The 1,725-nt window shown below is 46.4% G+C and carries 2 protein-coding genes; both read left to right on the top strand.

Features of this window, described 5'->3' with window-relative positions; translation table 11 throughout:
• The first annotated feature begins 227 nt into the window (after positions 1-227).
• Positions 228-713, top strand: coding sequence for a transcriptional regulator NrdR (gene nrdR, locus V7Z60_RS10045; protein ID WP_334117669.1), 486 nt, complete (start codon positions 228-230; stop codon positions 711-713).
• 15 nt (positions 714-728) lie between these two features.
• Positions 729-1,703: a chromosome replication initiation protein gene (locus V7Z60_RS10040; RefSeq protein WP_334117668.1), complete on the top strand. Its 975-nt coding sequence runs from the start codon at positions 729-731 to the stop codon at positions 1,701-1,703.
• Positions 1,704-1,725 lie beyond the last annotated feature (22 nt).

Raw genomic sequence — 1,725 nt, 5'->3', positions numbered from 1 at the left:
CTGAATACTACTTCGTGTTCCCAGAAGCTCGGTCATTTATGGCCGAGTAGTTCACAGATAAACGGATATGTGGGGTACAGAGGAAACAATCCAGACGTTAACAGACGAAATGCTTGCCGGTTGACCGCAAGCAAACAAAAAAGAAGAAAGGAGAGGCGGGACGACTTCTTGAAGTTGCGGACCATCCTTCCAACGATCAAAGACGTTGGTATCCCGCCCTTAAACTAATGAAATGTCCACATTGCCATAAGAACGGCTCGCGAGTAGTCGACAGTCGTCCTGCTGATGATGGTCACGCCATCAGACGGCGACGCGAGTGTGAAAACTGCGGTTATCGCTTCACGACTTTTGAGAGAATTGAAGCTGCTCCGCTGCTTGTCGTAAAGAAGAACGGTCTTCGCGAAGAGTTCAATCGCGAAAAGATCATGCGCGGAGTGATGCGTGCTGCAGAAAAGCGTCCGGTACCGATGGATGCGATTCAGAATTTGGTCGATCAGGTCGAAAGCAAGGTTCGTGCCGCCGGAAGCAATGAAGTCTCCAGCCAGTTGATTGGAGGATACGTAATGGATCTTTTGGCCAAGGTTGACGACGTTGCCTATATTCGCTTTGCCAGCGTGTACCGCGAATTTAAGGATATGGGAGCCTTTGTGAACGAGCTTCAGGAACTGATGGCGCGCGAAGACAAGGAAAGAGGCTCAGATGCCAGAAAGTAAAAGGGATGTGAGTCGATGGAAAATGGATTGAATATTCTTTCTCCCAAAGACAGATGCATAATTTGTTCTGAGGAAAGAAAGAGTTTGCTGTCTTCCGAAACGGTGATCTTTCTGTATCAGCCAATTATGGGGGCGGATGCAGCAGCCGTTCATGCGACTTTGGCTTATTCAGCGACAACCGTTCCAAGGAAAAGCGGTCATCTTCCTGAAATTGGAGATATTTTGAAAACCTTGGATATGGAAATTCCGCGATTCTATAGTGCCTGCTGCAAATTAGAGGCTCTTGGTCTGTTGCGGACTTTCGTTCATGATGACGACAGCGATCGCAGGATAATCTATCAGTTGATGCTTCCGCTTAGCGGTCAGGAGTTCTTTAAACAGGCCGTTTTGGATACGCTGCTTCTGTCAAGCGTCGGAAAAAGGCGACATGCTCAGCTGAAGCAGTTGTTTGCACCAAAGCCTTTTGCCTATGCAGACAATTCAAAGGAAATTACCAAGACCTTGGCTGACGTGTTTGACGTCAGAAAAGAGAAACTTCAAGATTTTCGGATTAACCTTAACAGGAACGAATCCCTTTTGGAGAAGAGCGAACTGAATTTTGACCTCAAATACTTCAAACAGCTTTTGCAACATTCATTTGTCGAAGAAAAAGAAGTAATGGGGCATTTGGATGAGGTAAAGACAATGGTTTTGCTGTATGGCTTGGATGAATTGCAGATTGTCAAGCAGCTTGAAAAAAGCTTTAACGTTGCAAGCAACAAGGTCGACTTCACCTTATTCAAGCGATACGTCAACGAAGAATTTGAATCGGCTCTTGAAAGACCTGCTCGCAACGAAAAGGAAATCAGCAGCGAATACGTGAAAGATACAGCGGGGTTATCAGCTGAAGACCGTCAGCTTGTCGAAGCCTGCAATTACTATGCTCCGCTTGAATTTCTGGAAACATTGAAGAGTGAACAGGGCGGTTACGTCTCGAACGTCGAAAAATAGGTCGTCAGCAACGTCGGCAAGG

Source organism: Ligilactobacillus sp., from assembly GCF_036846325.1.
Lineage (GTDB): Bacteria > Bacillota > Bacilli > Lactobacillales > Lactobacillaceae > Ligilactobacillus.
The sequence above is the reverse complement of the archived record's forward strand: the minus strand, read 5'-3'. Positions and strand labels throughout refer to the sequence as shown.

What these genes read in the sequence shown, in the direction of transcription:
- nrdR (WP_334117669.1), top strand. Translation starts at nt 228, where the DNA reads ATGAAATGTCCACATTGCCATAAGAACGGCTCGCGAGTAGTCGACAGT.
- V7Z60_RS10040 (WP_334117668.1), top strand. Translation starts at nt 729, where the DNA reads ATGGAAAATGGATTGAATATTCTTTCTCCCAAAGACAGATGCATAATT.